The sequence below is a fragment of the Terribacillus sp. 7520-G genome (genome assembly GCF_002271665.1).
In the GTDB taxonomy this organism is placed as follows: Bacteria; Bacillota; Bacilli; order Bacillales; family Amphibacillaceae; genus Terribacillus.
In genome coordinates, this window is record NZ_NQFP01000040.1 from 12,950 (window position 1) to 30,717 (window position 17,768).

The 17,768-nt window shown below is 47.8% G+C and carries 19 protein-coding genes; 11 read left to right on the forward strand and 8 right to left on the reverse strand.

From position 1 onward, the window contains the following. Window positions 1-206: 206 nt before the first annotated feature. From CHH53_RS13755 to CHH53_RS13775, 5 genes are read left to right on the forward strand one after another with little or no spacing between them, the layout of a single operon-like run. Window positions 207-1,481, forward strand: coding sequence for an ABC transporter substrate-binding protein (locus CHH53_RS13755; RefSeq protein ID WP_095216706.1), 1,275 nt, complete (start codon window positions 207-209; stop codon window positions 1,479-1,481). A 13-nt stretch (window positions 1,482-1,494) separates the two neighbouring features. After that, window positions 1,495-2,823, forward strand: coding sequence for a carbohydrate ABC transporter permease (locus CHH53_RS13760; protein WP_095216707.1), 1,329 nt, complete (start codon window positions 1,495-1,497; stop codon window positions 2,821-2,823). Window positions 2,824-2,840: 17 nt separating this feature from the next. Further along, window positions 2,841-3,662, forward strand: a complete 822-nt coding sequence (locus tag CHH53_RS13765) for a carbohydrate ABC transporter permease (protein ID WP_095216708.1) — start codon at window positions 2,841-2,843, stop codon at window positions 3,660-3,662. 24 nt (window positions 3,663-3,686) lie between these two features. Continuing rightward, window positions 3,687-4,748 (forward strand): Gfo/Idh/MocA family protein, encoded by a 1,062-nt coding sequence (locus CHH53_RS13770; RefSeq protein WP_095216709.1) that lies wholly within the window; start codon window positions 3,687-3,689, stop codon window positions 4,746-4,748. Further along, window positions 4,745-5,713 (forward strand): sugar phosphate isomerase/epimerase family protein, encoded by a 969-nt coding sequence (locus tag CHH53_RS13775; protein ID WP_095216710.1) that lies wholly within the window; start codon window positions 4,745-4,747, stop codon window positions 5,711-5,713. The genes CHH53_RS13770 and CHH53_RS13775 overlap by 4 nt, the downstream gene beginning before the upstream one ends. Window positions 5,714-5,760: 47 nt before the next feature. On the opposite strand, the gene CHH53_RS13780 is transcribed toward CHH53_RS13775, so the two are convergent. The 6 genes from CHH53_RS13780 to CHH53_RS13805 all read right to left on the reverse strand — a co-directional run bounded on the left by CHH53_RS13780 (window position 5,761) and on the right by CHH53_RS13805 (window position 8,364). Then, window positions 5,761-6,156, reverse strand: a complete 396-nt coding sequence (locus tag CHH53_RS13780; RefSeq protein WP_095216711.1) for a DUF4176 domain-containing protein — start codon at window positions 6,154-6,156, stop codon at window positions 5,761-5,763. Then, window positions 6,146-6,442: a DUF4176 domain-containing protein gene (locus CHH53_RS13785; RefSeq protein ID WP_095216712.1), complete on the reverse strand. Its 297-nt coding sequence runs from the start codon at window positions 6,440-6,442 to the stop codon at window positions 6,146-6,148. Before CHH53_RS13785 ends, CHH53_RS13780 begins: the two co-directional genes overlap by 11 nt. Continuing rightward, on the reverse strand, window positions 6,435-6,680 hold the full coding sequence (locus tag CHH53_RS13790) for a hypothetical protein (protein WP_095216713.1): 246 nt from the start codon (window positions 6,678-6,680) through the stop codon (window positions 6,435-6,437). Before CHH53_RS13790 ends, CHH53_RS13785 begins: the two co-directional genes overlap by 8 nt. 304 nt (window positions 6,681-6,984) lie before the next feature. After that, window positions 6,985-7,719 (reverse strand): LXG domain-containing protein, encoded by a 735-nt coding sequence (locus tag CHH53_RS13795; RefSeq protein ID WP_095216714.1) that lies wholly within the window; start codon window positions 7,717-7,719, stop codon window positions 6,985-6,987. Continuing rightward, window positions 7,716-8,000 carry a DUF5344 family protein gene (locus CHH53_RS13800; RefSeq protein WP_095216715.1) on the reverse strand — a complete coding sequence of 95 codons (285 nt, stop codon included), beginning with the start codon at window positions 7,998-8,000 and terminating at the stop codon, window positions 7,716-7,718. Before CHH53_RS13800 ends, CHH53_RS13795 begins: the two co-directional genes overlap by 4 nt. Before the next feature lie 16 nt (window positions 8,001-8,016). Continuing rightward, window positions 8,017-8,364, reverse strand: a complete 348-nt coding sequence (locus CHH53_RS13805; protein WP_095216716.1) for a YwqH-like family protein — start codon at window positions 8,362-8,364, stop codon at window positions 8,017-8,019. Window positions 8,365-8,678: 314 nt separating this feature from the next. Between CHH53_RS13805 and CHH53_RS13810 the strand changes: the two genes are divergently transcribed. The 4 genes from CHH53_RS13810 to CHH53_RS13825 are packed head-to-tail and all read left to right on the forward strand — an operon-like array spanning window position 8,679 to window position 12,932. Next, the gene (locus CHH53_RS13810) at window positions 8,679-9,539 is read left to right on the forward strand and encodes a MurR/RpiR family transcriptional regulator (RefSeq protein WP_095216717.1); all 861 of its coding nucleotides are present in this window, start codon (window positions 8,679-8,681) and stop codon (window positions 9,537-9,539) included. A 9-nt stretch (window positions 9,540-9,548) separates the two neighbouring features. Then, entirely contained in the window at window positions 9,549-10,439 is an 891-nt protein-coding gene (gene murQ / locus CHH53_RS13815; protein WP_095216718.1) for an N-acetylmuramic acid 6-phosphate etherase, read from the forward strand. Between the two features lie 17 nt (window positions 10,440-10,456). After that, window positions 10,457-11,833 carry a PTS transporter subunit EIIC gene (locus CHH53_RS13820; RefSeq protein WP_095216719.1) on the forward strand — a complete coding sequence of 459 codons (1,377 nt, stop codon included), beginning with the start codon at window positions 10,457-10,459 and terminating at the stop codon, window positions 11,831-11,833. Between the two features lie 46 nt (window positions 11,834-11,879). Next, the gene (locus tag CHH53_RS13825) at window positions 11,880-12,932 is read left to right on the forward strand and encodes a DUF871 domain-containing protein (RefSeq protein WP_095216720.1); all 1,053 of its coding nucleotides are present in this window, start codon (window positions 11,880-11,882) and stop codon (window positions 12,930-12,932) included. A gap of 22 nt (window positions 12,933-12,954) precedes the next feature. Here CHH53_RS13825 and CHH53_RS13830 read toward each other — a convergent pair whose 3' ends face one another. Both CHH53_RS13830 and CHH53_RS13835 read right to left on the reverse strand, forming a co-directional pair. Continuing rightward, window positions 12,955-14,232, reverse strand: a complete 1,278-nt coding sequence (locus tag CHH53_RS13830) for a cation:dicarboxylate symporter family transporter (protein ID WP_095216721.1) — start codon at window positions 14,230-14,232, stop codon at window positions 12,955-12,957. 119 nt (window positions 14,233-14,351) lie between these two features. Then, a complete protein-coding gene (locus CHH53_RS13835; protein WP_095216722.1) occupies window positions 14,352-15,629 on the reverse strand; it encodes an Nramp family divalent metal transporter in 1,278 nt (425 codons plus the stop codon). Between the two features lie 233 nt (window positions 15,630-15,862). Here CHH53_RS13835 and CHH53_RS13840 point away from each other — a divergent pair, with 233 nt between their 5' ends. Continuing rightward, entirely contained in the window at window positions 15,863-16,552 is a 690-nt protein-coding gene (locus CHH53_RS13840; protein ID WP_095216723.1) for a FadR/GntR family transcriptional regulator, read from the forward strand. 16 nt (window positions 16,553-16,568) lie between these two features. Continuing rightward, a complete protein-coding gene (lhgO, locus tag CHH53_RS13845; RefSeq protein ID WP_095216724.1) occupies window positions 16,569-17,750 on the forward strand; it encodes an L-2-hydroxyglutarate oxidase in 1,182 nt (393 codons plus the stop codon). The last annotated feature ends 18 nt before the right edge of the window (window positions 17,751-17,768 follow it).

Sequence of the window (17,768 nt, forward strand, 5' to 3'; positions counted from 1 at the left end):
AAAATGGAACACGCCTGGGACAAGGCGTGTTTTTTCTTTGGCGAAACATGTATATACAATTATATTGAAAGCGTTTGCAAATATATGATAAACTTTTTATACACTGCAGCAGGAAAAAATCTGGGATATGCTTAGAGAAGTCCCTGGGAGGGAATGAGATTACCGCACTTGGAAAGCGTTTACTTAACATGCGAGGAGGAACTGTGATGAAGCGAAGCTTTTTGATGGTTGCCTTACTTGCCAGCGTGGGGCTGGCAGGCTGCTCGGCTGTGACGGGCGGAGATGGTGCGAGTGATGACAGAGTGCAAATTACATATGCGAGGGGGACGGATACGACTGGTGCCACGGATATACTAGTCGAAGAATTCGAAAAGGAGCATCCGGAAATCGATGTGGTGGTCCGGGAAATGCCTTCTGATACGGGGGAATCGCATAATCAGTATGTCACGATGTTCAGCGGGAAAAGTCCGGAAGTGGATGTGTTCGATGCAGACATCGTCTGGGCGGCGGAGTTCGGTCAGGCAAACTATGTGCTGCCGCTCGATCGGCTGATTGAGCGGGATAAGGTGGATATGGACGCTTACTTCCCGGCTACAGTCGAAGCAGGCCGATACAACGGGAGGCAATATGCCATGCCGGGCTATGCGGATGCGGGATTGCTCTATTACCGGACGGATATAACCGATCAGGTTCCCGAAACATGGGATGAGCTGGAACGATTAGCCGAAGAGAATATGGGCAAGGAGGGCACCAAATTCGGCTATCTCATGCAGGCAGCCCAATATGAAGGTATTGTGACGAATGCGATCGAGTATATTTATTCCTATGGCGGCCAGGTGCTGGATGCCAATGGGAATGTCGTCATCAATAGTCCGGAAGCAATTGAAGGCTTACAGAAGATGATCGACATAGCAAATAGCGATTTTGTTCCGAATAATATCCTTAACTTCCAGGAAATCGACACAGAATCTTCCTTCAATGAAGGCAATGCCGTGTATGCCAGGAACTGGCCGTATTTAAATGACACGGCGAACGATCCCGAGATATCAAAGGTAGCCGGTAATGTGGGGATCGCTACGCTTCCGGCCGGAAGTGAAGGAGCAGCCTCATCATTGGGAGGATGGATGCGGATGATCAACCGCTATTCCGATGAAGTGGAGGCATCCTGGACTTTTGTCAAATGGATGAGCGGAGAAGAAGGACAGAAGATCAGTGCCATCGAAGGCGGGAAAGCCCCGACGATAGAAGCGTTGTATGAGGATGAAGAGATTACCGATGTCAGCGCTGTACTGGCCAGCGAAGATTTCTACGATTCCCTGCAGAACGCGATACCACGTCCGATCACTCCTATTTATCCGGAGATTTCCGATATCATGCAAATCGAGATTTCCCGTGCGCTGGCTGGGGAAATCACTGCTGAAGAAGCGGTTGAGCGAATGGAAACAAAAATGAAAGCTGCGTTGGAATCGGTAACCAATTAAAGGAGCTGAGCGTATGAAGCACCCGAAAAAGAGACGGTTCCAGCTGAGTGAACGACAGCTTGGTTACGCGATGGTCGCACCGTCTATCATTCTCATTGCAGTCATCATCATTTGGCCGATTTTGCTATCAGCCTGGAACAGCTTGTTTGATTACCGTTTGAATGACCCGGCGAAAGCAGAACGGATCTCGGCCTTGAGCATCAATCTCGAAACCTATGCGGATAACCGATACCTCGTCCATGACACAATGGAAGAAATCAGGTCCGTGATGCCTGATGCAGGCAGGACGCTGGATGACATTGCGTCTGCCTTGGATGAACAGCATGAAACATTGTTGGCTAGTGATGAAGGACTTGCAGACCGTTATGAAGAAGTCAATACCATGCTGGAAAACTATCAGCCTGTCAATGATGATGATCTCCGTCTATCGGAGGTATCGGAGGAATGGGCAGATGGGTTTGCCAATACACTGGATGAGCAGACAGCAGCTGTCCGGGCATTGCAGGAAGACGCTCCCGAAGAAGCAGTCCAGCCTCTGACGGACCTGGAATCCCAGCTGTCGAATACGAAGGGTTCCATCCTGGAGCCGAACTTTGTCGGTATCAAGAATTATACAGCCTATCTCGGTGATGGCCGGACCTGGACCGCGATGCTGAATACGCTGCTGTTCACTGTCGTCACTGTAGGGATAGAGCTGATCATCGGGATGGCCGTTGCCTTGCTCATCAACCGGATGTTCGTCGGACGCGGGCTTGTCCGGGCAGCAGTTCTCGTACCGTGGGCAATACCGACAGCAGTGGCAGCAATGATGTGGACATTCCTGTTTGACGGGCAATCCGGTATCATGGCCCATTATATGGCTCAAATCGGTCTCATCGATGACCCAGGCGCGCTGCTTTCCACTGGCGCAGGCGGCATGTTCTCTGTCATGTTTGCAGATATCTGGAAAACGACACCATACATGGCACTTTTGCTGCTGGCAGGTTTGCAGACGATTCCGCGTTCGATGTACGAAGCAGCGGAAGTCGATGGTGCGAACAAAATCCAGCAATTTTTCTCCATCACCTTGCCGATGATCCGTTCGGCAATCCTGGTTGCGGTCCTATTCCGCGCACTGGACGCATTCCGTGTGTTCGACCTCATCTATGTCCTCACTGGCGGAGGTCCGGCAAACTCGACGGAATCGATCAGTGTCTATGCTTACAAACTCTTGTTTGAACAGCAGAATTTCGGTGCCGGCTCGGCTTTGAGTGTCATCGTATTCCTGAGCGTCGCCTTGCTCAGTGCGATTTTCATCAAGCTGATCGGGTCGGATTTGTTCAGCGGAAGACTAAAACGATAGGACGGGGAGGAAAATTCATGAGAAAACGTGCTGGAGTCGGGTTTTACATTTTTTTGATCATCTTTGTATTCCTGGTCATGTTCCCGTTCATCTGGGTGCTCCTGACCTCGATCAAACCGCAGGGAGAAATTTTTTCTTCTTTTCAGTGGTTTTCAAGCAATATGACACTGGAAAACTATGCATCGGCGCTTGAGACAAGACCGTTGCTTCTGTACATGCTGAATAGCTTTGTTGTTGCAACACTCACTACAATCATCTCCATCATCGTCGCATCTTTCACAGCCTATGCGGTCACACGGCTGCCGATCCGATTCAAAGGTCTGATTCTTGGATTGGTGCTGGCGGCATCCATGTTTCCGCAAATCGCAGTCCTTTCACCGATCTTCAATTTTGTCACCGATGCAGGCTTGCGCAACAGCTATCTCGGTCTGGTAATCCCGTACATTACCATCAGTTTGCCGCTGGCAATCTGGATTCTATCGACATTTTTCATCAAAATCCCGCTGGCTTTGGAAGAATCGGCGAAGCTGGATGGAGCAACACCTTTCCAGACATTCCGTAAAATCATCTTCCCGCTGGCCGCACCAGGCGTATTCACGACAGCCATCCTCGTGTTCATCGCAGCCTGGAATGAGTATCTGTTCGCCTTGACTATCAATACCGATGATCGCTGGCGCACGATACCAGTCGGCATCTCCTTCTATCAAAGCCAATACACGATTCCGTGGGGGGATATCACTGCCGCTACCGTCATCGTGACGATTCCGATCGTCGTCCTTGTCCTCTTGTTCCAGCGCCGCATCGTCGCGGGCCTGACAAGCGGATCTGTCAAAGAATAATAAACTTGGAGGTACTGCTGCCTTATGAAAACCTTACGTGTAGGAGTAGTCGGACTAGGAAGTATCGCGCGCAATCGCCATTTGCCGGAGCTTGAGCAAAATCCGCAAACCGAAATCACCGCTGTCTGTGATGTGGTGCCGAGCAGGTCGGAGGAAATCGCCAAAGCGTACCAAGCGACAGCATACACCGAATACGAAGAGCTGATCGAGGATCCGCGTATCGATGCGGTCATCGTCTGTGCGGCCAACCATCTGCATGCGCCGGTGTCTATCGCTGCTTTGCAGGCAGGAAAGCATGTCCTCTGCGAAAAGCCGATGGCAACGACACTGGAGGAGGCAGATCAGATGATAGCAGCGCAAAAAGCAAGCGGTAAGCTCCTGCTCATCGCTCATAATCAATGCTTTGTCCCATCCCATCAGAAGGCGCGGAAGATGATTCAGGCTGGCGAGCTCGGGAAGATTTACAGCTTCCGGACGACATTCGGTCATGGAGGCCCGGAGCAATGGAGCATCGATGGGAAAAATAGCTGGTTCTTCGACAAAGACAAAGCGTACATCGGCGCACTTGGGGATCTTGGCGTGCATAAATCCCATCTGATCGAATTCCTGCTCGATGAGCCGATCCAGGAAGTGGCGGCATTTGTCGATACATTGGCAAAACCATACGCAGATGTGGATGATAATGCAGTGGCTGTCCTGCGTACAAAATCAGGGATCATCGGAACGCTGGCTGCCAGCTGGTCGTATGTAGCCGAAGAGGATAACTCGACAATCATATATGGCGAAAAAGGTGTCATCCGACTGGAGGATAGTCCGGACTACAGTCTGGTTGTCGAGTACCATAATGGTGATAGGAGCAATCATTCCCTTGGCGCCATTCAGACGAATGATGCCCAGACACAATCGAATTCCGGCGTCGTGGACGCGTTTGCCAGCTGCGTAATGAATAATGCTTCCGATTGTCCGATCACAGCGGAAAGAGGACGCTCGGCGCTGGCTGTCATCTTGGCAGCGTTGGATTCCAATAGCGATAAAAAAGTGATTTCACTTGTACCAGAGCTGGCAGAGAAGGGGGAACAAGCATGAAATTAGGCGTTTTTACTGTATTGTTCCAGGAGCTGTCCCTGGAAGATATGCTTGCACGTGTCAAACAAGCTGGATTGGATACTGTCGAAATCGGGACCGGCGGCTATCCAGGCAATGCCCATTGCCCGATTGATGAACTGCTGGAAAGTGAAGGAGCATTGAAGAAATATCACGAAACGTTCGAGAAATATGGCGTTACAATCGGAGCTTTCAGCTGTCACGGCAATCCGATTTCGCCTGACAAGGCATTCGCGGAAGAATCGGATTGGCTTCTGCGTAAGACGATAAAGCTTGCTGCCAAAATGGGAGTACCGGTTGTAAACTGTTTTTCAGGAGTGGCTGGTTCCGAAGAGAGCGCTACGAAGCCGAACTGGCCGGTCACTGCCTGGCCGCCTGAATATGGGGATGTGTTGAACTGGCAGTGGGATAAGAAACTCGTTCCTTATTGGAAGGAGCTGGGTTCTTTTGCCGAAGAGCACCAGGTAAAGATTGCACTGGAATTGCACGGCGGCTTTCTCGTCCATACACCCTATACCATGCTGAAGCTGCGTGAGCTGACAAGTGATGCTATCGGTGCGAACTTCGATCCGAGTCATATGTGGTGGCAGGGGATCGATCCGACGGCTGCCATCAAGATACTCGGAAAAGCTGGCGCCATCCATCACTTCCATGCTAAGGATACGTACATCGACCCTGAAAATGTCAATATGTACGGCCTGACCGATATGCAGCCGTACAGCAATATCAAAGAGCGGGCTTGGAACTTCCGGACAGTCGGACTCGGTCATGGACTGGAAGAGTGGAATAAAATGATCAGTGCGCTGCGCACTTACGACTACGATTACGTCATCAGCATCGAGCATGAAGATTCATTGATGTCGATTGAAGAAGGCTTCCAGCGTGCAGTCGATAATCTGAAAAATGTCGTGATCAATGAACCTGCCACGACGATGTGGTGGACATAAGGATTTGAGGGCATCTGTCATGAAGACAGATGCCCTTTTTAAGCATTCTAATTTTCTTTCAATCTGCTATCAGCTTCTTCTCGAAGTTTTTCATCTTCTGATGTTGCATAACCAACATGCAAAACTTCTTCAATATCTTCCCTGTTAAAAAAGATACTGTAATCAGGTCTGATATGCCCTTCCGGATACGGAACGGATATATAATCATAGAGCTTCTCAGAGCCGTACTCCTGCTGCTCATAACCATGAATCATTACTGGCTTTTCCGCTCCCTTTAACTTTACAACAGATCCTAACGGTATCAGTTTTTCTGTATCGACATTTTCTACAGTCGGTTGCTGTTCGGTAGATTCATCATCACCAGATGAAGTGGTGAATCCGACACTGCAGGCTGTGAGAAATATAGTGAAGATTATACAAACAATTAATGGTTTAATCTTCATTTTTCATTCTGCTTTCAGTAAGGTCATGTTCGATTTTTTCTTTTAACATTAATTCTGCTGGAGATTCAAAACCTTTAAACAGAACTTCCTTAATCTGTTCACGATTAAAGAAAACATTAAAATCATCTGTCAAATTCCCCTCTGGATAGGGAACTGCTATGTAATCAAATATCATTTTTGACTTAGTCTGAATCTGATGTCTCCCATATATCATTAGTGGTTTTTTAACAGAATTAAGTCTGAGGACTGTGCCAATGGGTAGTAAGTCTTTATATGAATTACTCATTATTAATCTTCTCCTTAGAAAAAGCTGTTTTTCGTATATATATTGCAGCTATACAAGTCCCGTAGAGAAAGATTGCAGCTATAGATAACGGTTCAATAATTCTAGGTAAATCTTCTTTTGGTACAACCCAGAAAATAAACGAGGCAAACATTGCGGTACCTAATATTCCTATTACAAGGGCGTAAATTAACAAAGCAGCACGAGTAGCCTTCATTAATTTTTTTTTATCTGATTTCATAAATGATAACTCCTTAGTTTTTAATCCTCATCTTGTTCAACACCAATCTTTCCTCCAAAACCAATTCCACCTGCAATGAAGAAACCGGTTTCCGTTCCTACTGAGCCACCAATACCTGCTCCACCAATTATTAAATCAAAACCTAAATATGGATCTCCTCTTCAACTCCAAACCATTCTTCTAAAGCGTCATATCCAAATAAATTAAAAGGTTCGAGTTTAAATTCAAATTTTAATACTGAAGCACTAGCACCTGCAGAGATAGTGTAATTTTCGATGTTTGTTTTTGCATCAGCATGAGGTAATTATAGCTGCAATAACTCTTCCAATTGAGCTTCAGCAGAGAAACTTTTATTTGTTACTGATCTCGATTCCAACGATTTTATAATAACTGAATGTGCCAGTGATAAATTTGACTGTATCGGCGTATAATTCTCCACACTCAACGTACCGTCCTTAACCATACTCTCCATTTCAGCTACATACTGCTCCATCAACTGAATGTCGTCTCCGACAGTTTCCAAACCTTCACTGTTTTTGGAATCAAAGTCGAAAAGATCCTCTATTGTGTCATCAGTTGCCTTTTGTGCTTCATCCATGCTGCTTGTAAAGTCGTCCGCGTTCAAATTACTAATGTGGACTATATCACTTATGGAACTAAAAGTACTATTAGCTTCATCAACTAAATCAATTGCTTTTCTTTTTGTTCTGTCCAGACTATCTGTCAATTCTCCTTCTAAAAATTTCTGCATTATTACACCATTTTTATCTTCTTCCAAGTCTAAAGAAGTTTCCCGGAGTTTCCGAAGGCTGGACTTATAGTTTTCAAGCGAGACACAATAAAAAGAGATGAAAGGAAGGTGGATATTTTGATAATAGATTCTGATGGAATTTCCTGTTGCCCCAGTGAAGGACTCTTGGTTACTTACAAGTTCAACTATAGCATTTCTCAGCTGGTCCATTTGATCTAATTTTGTGTCTAACTGGTTCAGCAGTTTATTAATGTCAGTATGTAGAGAGTGGTTATGTAATTGTTTCACTTGGCCACTCCCTTTATCGAATTAGATAGAGAGTCATCCATCGTACGGAAAGATTCAATTGCTTTTAGAGCTGTTCCGTTATTTTGTGTCAGTAGCCGTTTATAAGCCTCAGTTACTTTTATCAATGCTTCATTATATTCCCTTACTTTCTTTACTGCGTTCAATTCATTCTTATCAGCAAATAATTGTAGGAAATCTGATTCAAGGCTGTCAGCACTGCTTTGAATGTTACTTATTAGTTTGTTTGCCTCCTCATAGGCGACTTTTATTTCTTCACTCATTTGATAATAATCACCTTCACTTTTCTTTCTGGATACGCTGCTTTTCTTTTTCTATTCTAAGATCAGTAGTATGAATACTGGTTTGAATCGTACCGATTTTGTTATCGATCAACCTAATTGCCTCGTCCATTTCATTTTGAGAGATTTTCTTAAAAGAACGTAAGGCTTTATCACGTTTCTCGTCAAAATTATCTGCTGTACTTCCTTTCCATGCATTGGAGGGAAGTGCAGGTTCAGTAATGGTTCTGCTATGCTGAACCATGTCAATTTGAAGGGATTCTATAGAGGATTTAACGTAACGAAGACGTGACAGCTGCTCTAACTTATCAGCACGGCCAGCCATTAAAGATGCCAGTAAGGACATGAAAACACCTACTATCGGTAATTTTTAATATTACTATAAGTATAATAACAAATGGAAAATGCTGTTATAAACAGGAAAAAGATACTCATTTTTAGTGATATAAAGCATGTTTATGAATCTATATGCCCATGATGATGGAATCCAATAAATCCATTTAATGTAAATATCATTCCATACCTATGTTTGTTTCTTACCAAACTGCTCCCAGGAAAAAATATGTAAATTATTCTTACGAAACACTTCATGAAATTTTATTTTAATAATATAATCTAAATATGAATTAAAATTTTATATCGAAAGCAGGTGATTTGGCAGTGAATGGCGGTTTGACACTGCTTCGGGAAAGCTTGCCCTCGATCAAGCCTTCTGAAAAAAACGCAGCAAGCTACATACTTGCCCATCCAGCTGAGGTGGTGACGCTTTCGGTGCAGGAGCTGGCAGTGAAAAGCGGGTCCAGTGAGGCGGCCGTTATCCGTCTTTGTAAATCGATAGGTGTGACAGGATACCGGGAACTGAAGCTGAAGATTGCGGGAGATTTGCAAAATGAAAGCGTTAGCAAAGAGGCGTTTGATGAAATTGAGCCGAACGATACGGTTGAACATTTGATCGAAGCGATGGCAGAAAAGCATATCCAGTCGATCGATCAGACGATGCAAGTGAATGATGCCAAGGCACTTGAAAGGGCAGTGACTATGATATCGAGAGCGCGAAAGATCGATTTTTATGGAGTCGGGGCCTCTTATCTCGTGGCTCAGGATGGCGAGCAGAAATTCGGGCGGATCGGTAAATGGTGTACGGCCTACAGTGATGCGCATCAGCAATTGGCGTCGGCTGCGAATCTCACATTCGGGGATGTAGCTTTTGCAATCAGCTATTCCGGGGAAACCGGCCAATTGCTGCAGGTTTTGCAGCGAGCCAGAGATGCAGGGGCAACTACCATCGTGATGACGAAGCTGGGGCCGAATTGGCTGCAGCAGCTGGCTGATATCCAGCTGTTTACAGTGGCGAAAGAGGCGCGCATCCGCAGTGCAGCCACAAGCTCCCGGATTGTCCAAATGTACTTGATGGATATCATCTATACGGCAGTGGCGGGACGCGACTATGAGCATACGATCGAGGCTTTGGAAAAATCACGGCAGGCGATTCAGCAAGCATTTCAAACAGAGCAAAAGTGAGGGGACAAAATGCTGGAGAAATTAACGACAGAAAAGCGGAACGAAAGCACGATGCAGCTGGATCAGCTTTCTACGAGGGAAGTCCTTCAGCTGATGAACAAGGAAGATAGGACAGTGCCCGAAGCGGTGGAAGCAGCCCTGCCGGCAATCGAAGCTGCGGTGCAGCAGGTGATTGCGACTTTCCAGGCTGGCGGCAGACTTATCTATACGGGCGCAGGGACCAGCGGCAGACTCGGAATTTTGGATGCGGTCGAATGTCCGCCCACATTCAGCACACCGGAAGAGATGGTGCAAGGTTTGCTGGCAGGCGGTATGTCTGCATTCCGAAAGGCGAAGGAGGGAGCGGAAGATAATCCGGAGCTTGGGGCGAGAGAGCTGGAGGAAATCGGATTATCGGCAAAAGATACCGTAATTGGCATTGCTGCAAGCGGCAGGACGCCATATGTGATTGGGGCGCTGGATTATGCGGCGGCTGTGGGTGCGGCTACAGTCAGCATTGCTTGCAATAAAGGAGCGGCTATATCTAAGCATGCGAAGATCAGCATTGAGGTAGAAACCGGTCCGGAAATACTGACAGGATCGACAAGACTGAAAGCCGGAACAGCGCAGAAGCTTGTGCTCAATATGATTTCCACTGCCAGCATGGTAGGTGTCGGTAAAGTATATAAGAACCTAATGGTAGATGTGAAGCCGACGAATGACAAGCTCCGGGAGCGTGCCAAACGCATCATCATGGAAGCGACCGGAGCGGATTATGCGTCAGCTGAAAAAGTCCTGGAGCAAGCAGATGGTCAAGTCAAAACAGCGATTATCATGTTATTGCTCGATGTCCCGAAAGAGGAGGCCGAGGCGAAGCTGCATGATGCAGGAGGATTTGTCCGTACAGCGATAAAAGCGTAAAAGGGAGGAATCTAAAGATGGCGAAGATGAACCAAATGGCAGAAGCCATTCTCCGCGAAGTGGGCGGAGAACAGAACATCATTTCTTTGACACACTGCATGACACGGGTCCGTTTGCATGTGAAGGATGAGACACAGGTCGATTTTGATGGGCTGAAACGAATTGATGGTGTCATGGGTGTGGTAGCGGATGATACGATCCAGATTGTGGTCGGTCCTGGTACTGTCAATAAAGTCTCTGATGAAATCAGTCGCATCACCGGGCTCGGGGTAGGGGAAGAAGCAGCGGAAATCGATGATCTCACATTCGAGGAGAAAGCGCAAATCAAGCGGGAGAACATGAAGGAAAAGAATAAGACACCCATCAAGTTCCTGCTGCGACGTATCGGCAACATCTTCATCCCGTTAATCCCTGGCTTGATTGCTTCTGGCATCATCAATGGCGGTGTCAGCTTTGCCGTCAATGCCGGCGCAGATCCTACACTCGCCATCGTCCAGATCCTGCAGCTGATCGGCGGCAGTCTGTTCAGCTTCCTGGCGATACTTGTGGGCTGGAATACGGCGAAGGAATTCGGCGGTTCCCCGGTGCTGGGGGCCATCGCGGGTATGATTCTTTTCAATCCGGCATTGGCGAATATCACGTTATTCGGGGAAGCGCTTGTTCCGGGGCGGGGCGGACTGTTCGGCGTCATCTTTGCGGCGTGGCTGATGAGTTTCATCGAGAAGCGCGTACGAAAAATCATGCCCGGCAGCATTGATATCATTTTTACTCCTATCTTGACTGTTTTGTTTGTCGGTATTGCATCTCTGCTCGTCATCATGCCTGTTGCCGGGGTACTGTCAGAGGGAATTACAACCGGAATCAACGCTGTCCTGGATATCGGCGGTGTCGTTGCGGGGGCAATACTTGCCGGATTCTTCCTTCCGCTTGTCATGGTCGGGCTGCATCATGGTTTGACGCCGATTCATGTGGAGCTCATCCAGACATTCACATTCACTGCTTTGCTTCCCATCCTCGCGATGGCAGGAGGCGGTCAGGTCGGGGCTTCCATTGCCATTTTTGTCAAAACTCGCAATAAACGTCTGCGGAATATCATCAAGGGTGCTTTGCCGGCAGGCTTCCTCGGAATCGGGGAACCGCTTTTATACGGTGTCACCCTGCCGCTTGGACGTCCATTTGTAACGGCTTGTCTCGGTGCTGCCATAGGGGGAGCGACGCAGGCATTGTTTGCCACAGGAGCCACTGCCATCGGTGTGTCCGGGCTTTCCTTGACACCGCTCATTGCAGAAGGGAAATATCTGCAGTACTTGATTGGTATCTTTGTCGCTTATATTGCTGGATTCCTGTTTACTTATTTCTTCGGGTTCAAGGAAGAGATGGCAAAGGATATATAAAACCAAGGGGCGTCCCTGACGCCTTTTTGTACATAGGAGGGGCAAGATGTTAGGTGTTTCTGTGTATTTACGGGATCGGATCAAGGAAGAGGAAATCAGGAGATTCCACGAAGCTGGCTTCTGCAGCATCTTTACATCCCTTCACATCCCGGAGGAAGATGCCGCTGCTTATCGGACGAATCTGCAGCTCTTGGGTTCGATTGCTGCCGGTTTGAAGATGGAATTGATAGCGGATATTTCGACTGCTTCCATGGAAAAGCTGGGTTTGGATTGGAATGAAGCCGAGACGGTATTGGACTGGGGAGTGACGGGTCTGCGGATCGATTATGGTATCGAGGATGCTGTCATCATCCGGCTGTCGCAAAAGATGAAGGTTGCACTGAATGCCAGTACGCTTACCGAGGATCATTTGGGGAAATTGCTTTCTGGAGGCCTTCACACCGCCAATACCGAGGTGTGGCATAACTTCTATCCCCGGCCTGAAACAGGGCTTGCGCACAGTGACTTTCTGGCAAAGAATATGCTTTTCCAATCGTATGGCTTAAAAGTGCAGGCGTTCATACCTGGAGACCGCAACCTGCGGGGACCGCTTTATCAAGGATTGCCGACGCTGGAGCGGCATCGGGCCTATGGCACATTTGCTGCGTTTACCGAACTGAAAGCTTATCACGTGGACAAAATCCTCATCGGGGATCCCGATGTGACAGATGAAACATTGGAACAGCTGAAGGAAGCAGGCACTATCATCACCCTGCGTGCCAAAGCGTTTGGCGACAGGACGGAGGCACATGAGCTGCTGGAAAAGGGGACACATAACCGTCCGGATCTGGCACGGGATGTCATTCGTTCGGAGGAATCCAGGATGAGCGGGATGTTCGAAGAGGCATCCATTCCACCTTTCAACTGTATCGATCGAAACAAAGGGGCCATTACGATCGATAACGACCTGTATATGCGTTACAAAGGTGAAATCCAAATCACCAGGAGAACATTGCCGCAAGACGATAAAGTCAATGTCATCGGGCAAGTCATACCGGAAGATGTGCCGCTTTTGAATTATATCGAAGGCGGCAGTCCTTTCAGGATCATATGGATATAAAAAAAGTAGGCGAGGAATAACCTCAGCCTACTTTCACTTCTTCTGAACCGCCATTGTTCAGATAGTCTTCATTAAGATTGAATTTGCCTTCCCATTTGGAAACGACGATGACAGCCAAGCTGTTACCTACAACGTTTACGACAGTACGTCCCATATCAAGGATACGATCGATACCGGCGATGAAAGCAAGGCCTTCAACTGGCAATCCCACGGAGCTCAATGTCGCAAGCAATACAACAAAGCTTGTTCCAGGTACTGCTGCGATACCTTTGGATGTAACAATCAGCAAGGCCATGATTCCAAGCTGCTGCCAGATGGACAGATCGATACCATACATCTGCGCGATGAATAGGGAAGCAAGAGCCTGGTACATCGTTGATCCATCCAGGTTGAATGTATAACCGGTAGGCAAGACGAACGAAACAATGGATTTCGGAGCACCCATGCGCTCCATTTTATACATTACCCGGGGCAGTACCGTTTCACCACTGGAAGTGGAGAAAGCGAGCAATAGTTCATCTTTCAGTACTTTCAGCATCTTGAACAAATTGATGCCGACGATCTTGGCAATGATGGCGAAGATGACCAGGATGAAGAACGCCATCGCACCATAGGTGACCAGTGCTAGTTTGCCTAATGGGATCAAAGATGAAATACCGAATTTTGAAACTGTTACACCGATAAGTCCGAATACACCGATTGGAGCTAGTTTCATGACAAGGTTCGTCACCCAGAACATCGTCTGGCTGACACCCTCGAAGAAGTTCAGGACAGGCTGTCCTTTTTGTCCGATCGCTGCTACTCCGAGCCCGAATAGAGCGGAGAAGAATACGATGGCAAGCATGTCACCCTCGCCGATCGCCTGGAAGACATTCGTCGGAATGATTTCGAGGAGTGTGTCCACGATGGTTCTATCTTCTTGTGTCTCAGCAGTTTCTTCATATTGTGAAATACTTGTTGTTTCCAGCTCGGAACGGTTGATACCTTCCCCGGGCTGAAAGACGTTGGCGAAGGCAAGACCGATAACCAATGCAATGACAGTGACGATCTCGAAGTAGATAAGGGTTTTAAAACCAAGTCTCCCAACTGATTTACCATCGCCTGTTCCGGCAACACCGACAATGATGGATGCGATGACAATCGGGATGACGATCATTTTAATCGCACGTAAGAATAAATCGCCTAAAGGCTGAAGAATAGTAACGGCAGTTTCGCTGCCATAGAAGATTGCACCAACAATGACACCCAGCACCAAACCAATTAAAATCTGGTAGGCTAGTCCAATTTTAAAACGCTTCATGTTGTACCCCCACGTTGTAAGATTATGAATACATTAGAGTAATAATAGCATAGAATAATAGAATCATGTCAACTTTCCTCACAAAGAAAGGGAGGCATGTGGTCGCCCTCCCCGGTAGATCAGAATAAATTGATTAATTCGTTGACCATCAATGCACCGAATAACAAAATACTGATTCCCAAAACGCCATTTGTGATCCAGCCATTCCTGTAATCCGGTTCGACGCGCTTCGAGTTGAGCAGCCATATGAGTGTTATGGCGAGGAACGGCATGAGCAATGCACCCAGCGCTCCTTGAAGCAGGACGAGTCCTACTGGTTTGCCGAAAAACAATAAAAGCATCGGCGGGAAGGTAAGCCAAAAAAGATAAAAACGATAGGCAGGATCCTTCTCGGAAACAGGTTTGACATCTGCCTGCCCTTTTTTTCGGATGGTACGGATGAAATCTGCAAACAAATACGGAACACCATTCCACACGCCAAGCAGAGAAGAAAAAGCAGCCGACCATGCACCAAGCATGAACATCCAGGAAACGATTCCATTGAACTCTTCCCCGAGCATGCCAGACAGTGTGATCAAGCCTTCTTCCCCCTCGATCTGGATATTGGAGCTGTGCAGGAACTCGGCACCGATGACCATCAAGGATAAGGTGAAGATGGCAGTCATGATATAGGCGACGCTGTTATCGACGCGCATCATCGCGATCCAAGCCTTCCCTTTCCATTTCTTCTCCTGCAGCCAGTAGCCGTAGGAAGCCATCGTGATTGTACCCCCGACTCCGCCTATCAGACCCATGACGAGCAAGAAGCTCCCGGGATCCATCTTCGGTATGACGATGCCCTGAATGATGTTTCCGATATCAGGAAGCAAAATGACTGCGGTTCCTACCACAGTGACGAACATGATGCCGATGAAGACGAGCATCACTCTCTCGAACAGCATGTATTTACCTGTCCAGATCAAGGCAAATCCTGCGAGAAGATGAATGATAGCCCATGCCCAAAGCGGCATGATCGGAAACATCGACCGCATCATCAATGCGCTCGTGGATCCTGCTGCCGCACCATAGAGGATGCCCCAGATGATTGCGTAGGCGCCGAAATAACCGGTTGCCCATTTACCCAAGGAATGCCAGCCTTGCAGGATGGTCTTGCCAGTAGCGAGATGCCATCTGCCGACTCCCTCGGTGAGGAAATATTTGATGATGGAACCTAATATGATTGCCCAGCCGAGCATCATGCCAAATCCTGATCCGGCTACCAGGGCGGCGATGAGATCGCCTGTTCCGACGCCCGTTGCTGCGGTGACGAAGCCAGGTCCGACATTACGGAGTTTCTGGCCGAAGGTTTTCGGAGGAGTAGGACTGGCGGGCGCCAACGATTTGTTTTCGTTTTCCATACACGTACCCCCTTCGCTAATGTGATTGTAAACGCAAAAGACGGGAGTTGGCAAGATAAATTTGTAAGGCAAAAAAACCTTGCCGAATGAAATTGGAATGATAAAATAATGAGAGACTCATAAAAAGCTAGTTATATCAACGTTCAATGAATTAACTCCCATCCAGAAGAATTGCCTTTTGTAATTTTTATAGGTTGGTACTTGTCAGACAAAAAGGAGAAGAAGAATAAGTCGTGAAAAAGGAGAAAGTGGCGCATCGGATTGCTGCCGAGATATTGGAACAAATCGTAGAGGGGGATATCAAACCAGGACAGAAGCTACCGACGGAGAAGAAGCTATGTGAAAAGTATGGCGTCAGCCGTGCTTCGATCCGGGAAGCGTTGAGCGAATTGAAGGCGCAGGGGGCCGTCACATCGAAACAAGGCGGCGGCACATACGTGGAGCAGGCGTTTCATGGTGAATTCTTTCACCAAGTGATGGTGGATGAATCGAACCTTGCCAGTTTCCGTTATCTTTTTGAAATGAGGAAGATCCTGGAGCCGGAAGCAGCCATGCTGGCAGCAGAGCGCAAGACGGAAAAAGAATTGGATGAGATGCGTTCGGCGCTTGATTTATTGAAGGATGCCGATGATGCTGGGTCCCATAAAGGGCGGGATGCGGATTTTGCTTTCCATCTTGCAGTCATGAAAGCGACGCATAATCCGGTCATGATCCAAACCTTTGCCAATTTGGACACGGTTTATAAGAAAGCATTGGCTTTGTCTTTTGAAGAGAAACAGGATCTTATCCGAAATAGGCGGATCATCTATGAGGAACATGAGAAAATCTTTGAAGCCATCCAAGCAGGGGAAGCAGAGCTCGCGCGTCTGCAGTGTTTGATTCATCTGCGGAATGTCGAGAAGAAGCTGACCCCTGACAGCTGAAAAAGGGGCGATACAGATGTATGACATAGCTATTGTTGGCGGCGGCATCGTTGGTTTGGCCACCGCATACGCCATTTTGCAAGACGCATCCGATAAAAGGATAATCATTCTGGAGAAAGAGCCGGAGCTGGCCTTGCATCAGACAGGTCACAACAGCGGCGTCATTCATTCCGGTATCTATTATAAACCTGGCAGCTTCAAGGCTGCATTTGCAAAGCAAGGGAACGAAAGCATGCTTGCCTTCTGCCGGGAAGCAGGCATAGACGTGGAGCAATGCGGAAAAGTGATTGTCGCAACCAAAGAAGAAGAGCTGAAGCAATTGGATCAGCTTTATCGCAGAGGGATGGCAAATGGTCTGGCAATCGAGAAAATCGATGCAAGGCAGCTGCAGCAAATCGAACCCTATGCGAACGGACTGGCTGCCATCCGTGTTCCTCAGGCCGGTATCGTCAATTATAAGCAAGTATGCCGGGTACTGGCAGAAAGGATACGATCAAAGGGCGGTATAATCAAGCTTGGGTGTGAAGTGGTAAAGATAGAGGAGAGGCTGAACAAAGCAGTCATCGATACAAACACAGATCCGATTCAAGCGGGATATGTGATTAACTGTGCCGGCCTTCATAGTGATCGAATCGCAAAGGCTGCGGGTCTGTTGACCGATACGAAGATTGTTCCGTTCCGCGGGGAGTATTATGAGCTTAAACCGCAAGCGAGACACTATGTCAAACACCTGATTTATCCGGTTCCGGATCCAGCCTTCCCTTTCCTTGGCGTCCATTTCACGCGGATGATCGGCGGGGGAGTGGAGGCAGGGCCCAATGCTGTCCTTGGCTTCAAGCGGGAAGCGTACCGGAAGACGGATGTCGGATGGAGAGATGCAGCTGACACGATGCGCTTTCCTGGATTTTGGAAGCTTGCCGGCAAATATTATCGCCAAGGAGCGGCGGAATACTTACGGTCATTCTTCAAGAGCCGATTTGTCAAAAGCCTTCAAGAGCTCATCCCGGATATCGAGGCAGATGATCTGGAAGCAGCCCCGGCAGGTGTCCGGGCACAGGCCTTGCAGCGTGATGGGAGGCTGGTGGATGATTTCCAGCTGATCCGCGGCAAACGTTCCTTGCATGTGTGCAATGCCCCATCCCCGGCAGCCACAGCTTCGCTGGTGATCGGTAAATCGATTTGGGAGCGAGCTCAGTGAAAAAAACGGGCAGTCAAG